This is a genomic window from Kitasatospora sp. NPDC092286, from assembly GCF_044755565.1.
Taxonomy (GTDB): Bacteria; Actinomycetota; Actinomycetes; order Streptomycetales; family Streptomycetaceae; genus Kitasatospora.
Genome location: NZ_JBIVRD010000091.1, coordinates 1 through 7,200 on the forward strand (window position 1 = coordinate 1; position 7,200 = coordinate 7,200).

Annotated in this window: 4 protein-coding genes; all 4 read right to left on the bottom strand. The window is 67.6% G+C overall.

Annotated elements, in window-relative coordinates; all coding sequences use genetic code 11:
* Nucleotides 1-13: 13 nt before the first annotated feature.
* Nucleotides 14-2,986: a TniQ family protein gene (locus tag ACIQIB_RS39055; RefSeq protein ID WP_400764176.1), complete on the bottom strand. Its 2,973-nt coding sequence runs from the start codon at nt 2,984-2,986 to the stop codon at nt 14-16.
* Nucleotides 2,983-4,026 carry an AAA family ATPase gene (locus ACIQIB_RS39060; RefSeq protein WP_400764177.1) on the bottom strand — a complete coding sequence of 348 codons (1,044 nt, stop codon included), beginning with the start codon at nt 4,024-4,026 and terminating at the stop codon, nt 2,983-2,985. Before ACIQIB_RS39060 ends, ACIQIB_RS39055 begins: the two co-directional genes overlap by 4 nt.
* A gap of 85 nt (nt 4,027-4,111) precedes the next feature.
* Entirely contained in the window at nt 4,112-6,193 is a 2,082-nt protein-coding gene (locus tag ACIQIB_RS39065; RefSeq protein ID WP_400764179.1) for a Mu transposase C-terminal domain-containing protein, read from the bottom strand.
* 65 nt (nt 6,194-6,258) lie between these two features.
* Nucleotides 6,259-6,993: a TnsA-like heteromeric transposase endonuclease subunit gene (locus tag ACIQIB_RS39070; RefSeq protein WP_400764181.1), complete on the bottom strand. Its 735-nt coding sequence runs from the start codon at nt 6,991-6,993 to the stop codon at nt 6,259-6,261.
* Nucleotides 6,994-7,200 lie beyond the last annotated feature (207 nt).

The window sequence follows — 7,200 nt, forward strand, 5'->3', positions numbered from 1 at the left end:
GTGTAGGTTCCGCTCAGCTCTGACATGCGGCAGCTCCGTGGCCTTGAGTTTCATGGTCTTGTCCCGTGCTTGTGTCGAGTGAGTTGTCCCGCTGTCGTGTCGTTTTCCTCGATCGCCCGTCGTTCCGGAGCGTGTCGGATGCGATCCTGCGTGCGGGTGTGGTCAACGCGTAGTAGGTGCGCCGTCGGCCGTGGGCTCTTCCCCGGCTGAGCCATGACTGCCGATCTTCCGGGCAGCTGGTCAACCAACCGGCAGCGTGGAGGCGTCTGAGTTGCTTGTTGATGGTCATGAGCGAAATTCCGGTACGGGTGTGGATCAGAGCCGCGTTGCTTTCATCTTCGGGATGGGTGAGGAGGTAGCCGAGTAGCGGCAGCAATGGCGGTGGGAGATGGACTTCTTCCGAGTGCGTTGAAGGCGTGATCTTGGTCAGTGCGGCGCGTTCGCCATCCGCCGCCGCAGTCGCGGTGGCCACTTCAGCAGCGCTCGGCAATGGCTCCATCCGGCTGCCGAGTGACGTGGCCATCAGGTCTTGGATGTGAGGCATGGCGAGGTCGCGTAGCAGCATCTGGCCCCGCTCGGTCGGACGTTGCGGTGCGTGGCGGACCGAGCGGTGGTAGAGCCGGTCGCCGATGGCGAGTTCCAGCTGGTTGAACTGCGAGGTGAGCGCACTGATCTTCAGGTCTTCCAGGTATTGGGAAGTGGCGTTCAGCGTCGGGAACGCCATCGCGATCTGGAAGCGGCGAAGCCGAAGCCAGCCGTGCAGGGTGCCCTCCGCGCATGCGCGGACGTTGGGCGGCACACTGTCGTCGAGCTTGACGAGCCTGTCAGGATGGCTGATGGTGCCACCGGGGCGTCGCGGGATCTGAAGATGCTCAAGCCGTCGGCGGAGGGGCTCGCCGCTGACGCCGAGTTCCTGGCCGATGTCCTCGATGCTCCTGGTTTGGGTGAGGTATTGCTCCCGCAGCCAGGCTTCGTCGACCTCAATCGGGCGGGTTCCCCTGTAGATGACGACGCCGAGGTCCTTGGCGCGTCGGATGACGTGCTTCTTGGGAAGCCCCTGCTCGCGTGCGATGTCGACGAACGACTTCTCGGCGTCGACGTACTCGCGTTGAAGGAACTCGCGTGTGATGATCTGCCGGGTTCGCTCCCCAAGGTGCCAGCTGGACAGTTGTGAGACCCGGCCGAAGGGCCGCGGTTCGTGCGGAAGGTGTTCGAGCGCGAGCCTGACGTGAGCGAGGCTGGTGCCCAGCTTCTGCGCGGCCTCTCCCAGGGGGCGCTTCTCGAGGGTGACCAGGCGGTGGAGTGCCGCCAGGTCGATATCGTCGGGGTCACGGCCGGGAAGAGCCAGGCCTCTCGCGCACTCCTTGGGCGGTTCCCAGGTCGGCGGTCCGGACAGTCCGAGATCCCGAAGCACAGCCGCGGCGTGCTCGTGCAGCGCTCGGCGTTGTGCCGGGTTCAGCCAGCCGAGGAAGGCGGAGTATCCGCTTCGGTCGTGGGGAGTGCGAAGGGCGAGGGGGTTGGTGGGGTCGGTCAGGTCCGACCCGGTCAGCATCTGGTGGAGGTAGCGCTGGGCGTGGACGAGTCTCGGAGCCTTGTAGCGCAGGCTGCCGCCGGGCTCGGCTCCGCTGCGAAAGCAGAGCTCCCGCCAGTCTTCGTAGCTGATCGGCGTCGTGGGAATGGCGGCGAGACGATCCTCGTAGTCGACGGGGCTGCCGTGCTGGTCCAGGTAGTCGGCCAGGTCGCAGATCGCGACGAGCACGTCCGGGTGATTGGCGGCCAGCGGCCGCAGGACGTCGCTGATGTTGCGACGGTGCAGATTCAGCCGGTCGACGAGGCCTTGGAGTCCTCGCTCGGTGGCCCCGGGCAGGTGCAGGCATGCCGCCACCGTGGCTCGGTAGTGGTCGTCGGAGGCGCCTTCCGTCGGCAGGAGCCGAACGGACCACCCCGGCCAGAGCACCTGCGGCAGGTGGCGGGCGCGGGCATGGGCGTGCCGGCTGTCAGGCTGCGGATAGCGGGCCGTGGCTGTGCACGATCGGAACCGGAGCCGCTCCGAGGCGGGCAGCCTGGAGTCCAGCGCCCGCAGGAACCGGCGCTGGAGCGGCGGCGACAGCCTCACGGGCTTCGCGGGATGCAGGCCCGACGTGGTGATTCCAAGCGTCGCACGCTGGGCGATCAGGTCCTGGATGGCGATGACCGCCCTGACCTCCGAGTCCTGGAAGACTGACTGAGCAAGGTGCGCGATCATTCCGTGCTGGACGGCATGGCGAGCGCGGTGGGTGAGAGCGGGAGCTTCCCGCCAGAGGCGTTCAACGAGCGGGCCCCGCCGGGCCTGATCACCGGGCGCGACAGCACGGGCCAGCCACGTCGTGCACGCGTCCAGGTCGGCGAGGACGGTGGCCGCCGTCGGGTCGTCCCGGTCCAGGAGGTCGTCGATCCAGTGCTGGGTGTTCAGCAGCGGGTGATCGGCCGAGAGCCGAAGCGGTGGCACGGCGCTGAGGTCCGTCTGGCACGCGCCGCTGGTGCAGCGGGCCGGAGGGTGACGATGGGTCTGGCTGGGAATCCGCTGGCGCGGAACGGCCCCGCAGTCGGGGCAGATGTCGTGGAGGACCGCCTGATGCAGCCGGCAGGCGAACGTCCAGGGAAGCCACCAACGCAACGGCCAGCGGCCGCCGTTGCCCGCGAGGCACTGGGGACAGAATCGGCAGCGCGGCGGCCGGGAACCGGCGGGAAACGTCTCCGCGATGACGGCCGACTCGAGGCTGCCAGCCGGCAGGGAGGCTTGCCACTCCAGGCGTCGCAACGCCTCCGCCGGCATGCCGGTGACCAAAGAGCGGCCGGTGGCCGACTGGCTGTGCGGAAGCTCAAGGGCCCGCAGCAGAGCCCGGGTTGAGACCCAGTTCCTCCGGGCCAGGGCCTCCAGCCAGCTGTCCAGGCTCTCGCCGGGTAACGGTGCGACGCGGATCGCCAGCGTGCGTAGCCCCTTCACGCCGACGTCCTCGTCGGCCGGCTGACCAGGCGGCCGGCGGCCAGGGCCTGAGTGAGCTCTTCGCGAGCCTTCTCCGACGCAGCGTCGTTCTTGACCTGGTCCAGCAGGTTCTGGTCCAGGCGCTCGGCCCCGGTGCGGACGGCTCGCTGGCAGCCTCGGTTGATCAGCGTCATGAGCGAGCCGATGTGGCCGGTGCTGCGGGCGAAGAGGTAGTCGGACAGGTCGTCGGCGATCATGCCGGGCCGGTTGTCCGCGAGGACCAGTCGCTCCTCGATCGCCAGCAGCGTGTTGCGCCAGTCCAGGCGGCCTTCCTCGGAAGTGATGAGGAACGGGTCCATGTCCAGCCGCGTGGTGCGGCGTCCTGTCTGCGCGAGGACGGCGTCCTCGTAGCTGCCGCCCTCGTCGAACAGCCCCCGGTTCTCCAGCCCGACCCCGACCAGCAGCAGCGTCACGGGGAACTCGTTGGCGATGTACTTGAAGTGGTTGCTCACCTCCACGCCGTTCTTGTTCCTCCACTTCAGGAAGTGCAGGTCGTCCACGATCAGAAGCTTGGTCTCCGCGGACAACACACTGTCGAGAGCGCGGTAGCCGAAATCGGCGGTATTGCCGGTGAAACGGCCCGGGTGCCCGTAGTACTCGAGGATCGCCCGGTTGAAGTCGCGCATCCCGGTGTTGCTCGTCAGCCCCACCCGGCAGACCGGCCAGCGTTCGTGCCCTTCGTCGGTGTACTTCCCCTCCTCCTGGATGGTTCGTCGGTGCAGCTTCCTGGCGAAGGCCAGCACCGCCGTCGTCTTCCCCAGTCCCGGGAAGGCGTCGATGGCCATACCGCCCTTGACCTTGTCACCGTCGTGGTCGTTGCTGTCGAAGATGTCCCACAGGTCCTCGTGCAGGGCCTTCAGCTGGGGAGTCCGCAGCGGGCCGAGATTGGCATGCCACTTGCGGCGCTCGCGGTTGTAGGCGGCCAGCGCCAGCTCGCCCAGCCGTGATAACTGACGTCGCGTCAGCTTGTCGGGACGCTTGCGCGCCGGCGCGTCGGCCATCCGACCGAAGCCCTCCTTGCGCGAGAGCGTCAGGTGATCGAGCCGACCCCGGAGATCCCCGTCCTCGGCAGTCGGCCGCGTCCGTTCACTCGTCGTCATCGATATCCCTCAAAGCGGTTGCGTAGAAGGCAAGTTCCTCGCCAAGTTCTTCGAGGCCGTCCTCGTCATCATCGCCCAGCTCCAGACCTGGATCGGGCGCCTCCGCCGGCGGGGGCCCCGCCTGTTCGGGCAGGGCCAGCACACGGGCGACCGACGGCAGAGCCGAGACAGCGGTCTCCTTCGCCGCGGGCAGTTCGATAGCGACCTGCTCGCGGGAGAGCCGAAGCGCCATGCGCCGCTCGGCCAGCGACTCCCCAAGCCCCAGGTTCCACCGCTCCAGCAGCAGCGACACAGCGAGCCGGTCGTTGGGATACCTGTACTTCTCCGCCGCCAGGCCCCGCGCGAAGTGCAAGGCCTCCTCGCTCAGGGGCATCTGCAGACTCGGAGCGTGCTCCCACCAGAGCGTGTGCCAGATCCGGTCGGCGTCACGGAAGAAGATCCGGCTGATGTCATCGGGATCGATATGGAACGGCAGCCGCCTCCTGGCCAGCTCGATGCCCGAGCCGGCCATGTCCCGAAGCCCGTCCAGACCCGGGCCGTTGTAGCGGCGCCCGCCGACCTCGACACCGTAGTGCTGGACCGTCCGCAGCCTGGCCTCCAAGAACTCGTAGGCCAGGTCCGGATCGCGCGGCACCTCGATGTAGCCGGCCCGCGCGAGTCCGTGCTCGAACATCTTCGCAGGTGACAGTTCCAGCTTCGGCAGATGCGGATCCACCAGACCGCTGTGCGGCCGCCGGTGATACGCCACCGCCACCCACTCCCGAATGATTGCCTCGAGTTCGTGGAGGAAGAAGAACGCGTCCTTCTCCACGTTCAGGCCGCGAGAGTGGACATCTGGCCCCTTGTAGCCGGGCAGCAGCTGCAGCAGGTCCTCCCGAAGGGTCCGGAGGAACCGCTCCAACGGTCCCTTGTCCCGGCCCGTCCGCAGCCGGGCCGGCTGGATCGAGATCCCCAACTGGCGGCAGACGCTGGTCAGATGCGCCGACAGGTAGATCTTCCCGTGGTCGAGCACCAAGGTCTCCGGGGCCAGTGCTGGGCCGACCGCTCCCGTGACCGGACCGTGGACAGCCTCGGCCTCGATGAGAACCCCGCGGGGAATCCCGTGGTCGGGCCAGGCCGCTTCCCGGGGCCAAGACTCAGGGGCGGGCCGCGGACGGAACGTCTGGTAGAGGACGGCTGCCGCATCCACGGCCTTCGTCGACACCGGGGTCACACGGATGCCGGTGATGCAGCGGGTATACCAGTCCATAGCGACGGTGAGCTCCGCCTGGACCCATTTCAACGTCACCGGATCCAAGGCGAAGACGTCCAGGCGCGTGGTGTCCATCAGCAGGTATTCGCCAGGCCGGGTCGGCCTCAGCTTTCCGTAGGCCCCGCCAGGACGAGCGGCGATGTCCCGGTTCCGCTTGGTGCTCAGCCGGAACGTCGGCTGCCGCCGCTCCAGTTCCTGCATCCAGCGGTATCCCGCCGTGCGTTTCGGCAGCGGCACCACCTTCGGCCCGTAGACCGCCTCAAGGCGGGTCTCGATCCGCTCCAGCACCACCTTCACCGACGGCCGGGACTCCTGCTCGTACTCGCCCAGCACCTCCACCGCTGTGTCAACCCAGCGCTGATCGGCGTTGCGAAGACCACCGTCAGCCCGCGCCTTCAGGGAGACAAGACCTGCCTCGCCCTCGTCCAGGAAAGCCCGTGCCCAGCGCTGCATGGTCCGGTCCGTCAGGCCGAGTTCGGCAGCCTTGGCCGCGTAGCGCTCAGTCAGCGGACGGCCAGGATCGAACTGTGGCCGCGGCTCGCCCGTATCGGCGAGCTCTTCATATCCCGAGCGGAAGCCGGTGAGCATCTCCCGCACGTGCCCGGCCCGCGTGAGCACGTCCTCCCGCTCCGATTTGCTCAGCCGAGTCAGCACCACCGAGGCCATCTCCGCCTCGTCGCCCGAAGAAGCGCCGCGAGATGCGACCATCTCCGCCCGCCCAGAGGCCAGCAGCTCGCGTACCGACATCCTCGACAGGCGGTCACGCCCGTCCTTCAGGACGACCTCGATCCCCGTGCCAAGGCTCGCGAAGTCCACCACCTCGACTGTCTCACCGTCGAGTCGCAGACGTGTCCCGACGCCAAGCCGCACTCCCGCCCAGCTCACACAGCCCTCCCCAGGACGTGGCCCGCGCTCAGCGGCCGCTCCAGATCCGTCACGACGTGTCCCGACCAAAGCAGGTGCAGCACCGCAGCTTTCACCGCCGACCGAGGCCACTCGGAAGAAAGACGGAAGGCCTCGCCAAGCGACATCCCTGCCAGCCCGGCGCCTCGAAGGAACTCCAGAAGGGCGGCATCGAACAGCCACTCCCGCCGAAAGCCGGCGAGGAATCGGACGTTCTCCAGCACGAACGGATCAGGCTCGCACCACACCTCATACGTCCAGCCCCTGGACTCCACCACCCGCCGCGTCCACTCGAACGCGAAGGCGACCTTCGGCCGCTCCAGTCGATGCCGCGGCTTGACGTCCACGACCACCGGCCCGTCGTCGGTGAGCAGCAGATAGTCCGGAACATGCCGACGCAACTCGCCCTGTACCACGGCCTTGAGGAGAAAAGGCTGGGCAACGATGTGCCGGACCCCGGCTGCGAAGTCCGCGAAGAGCAACCGGCCAAGCTCCAGACGCGACTCGTAGATCACGTGGTCACGCACCGTCGAGGCCCAGTAGGTGCCCGAGTAGTGCTTCTGGCCGTCGTACCAGCGGAACGTACGCCACGGCTGAGCCTGCTGTAGCAGGCCGAGCGGCACAGATGCCCAGTCCAAGTCCTCTGCGACGCACTCGTCGTCGCGCCTGACACTGACGAGTACCGCCTCGCCAGCCCCATCGATGCTGTCCATCAACCCCCACCTCGCCTTCCCCAAGGAGCCTTTCGGCTGCCGAATCGCCCATCCGTTGAGCCGTCTCACTCAAGACGGCTCAACGGAGTTACGAACGGGAAGGAGGAAGATCCAGAATCGGTGACTCGGATCCCGGTAGCATGTCCACCTTCGACATTCGGTCGACACCGCTCTGCGGATTTCGACATGGAAATCGGGACCCTACAG

Excerpts from the sequence above, each read along its gene's own strand:
- ACIQIB_RS39070 (WP_400764181.1), bottom strand. The coding sequence starts at position 6,993 with ATGGACAGCATCGATGGGGCTGGCGAGGCGGTACTCGTCAGTGTCAGG.
- ACIQIB_RS39060 (WP_400764177.1), bottom strand. The coding sequence starts at position 4,026 with ATGGCCGACGCGCCGGCGCGCAAGCGTCCCGACAAGCTGACGCGACGT.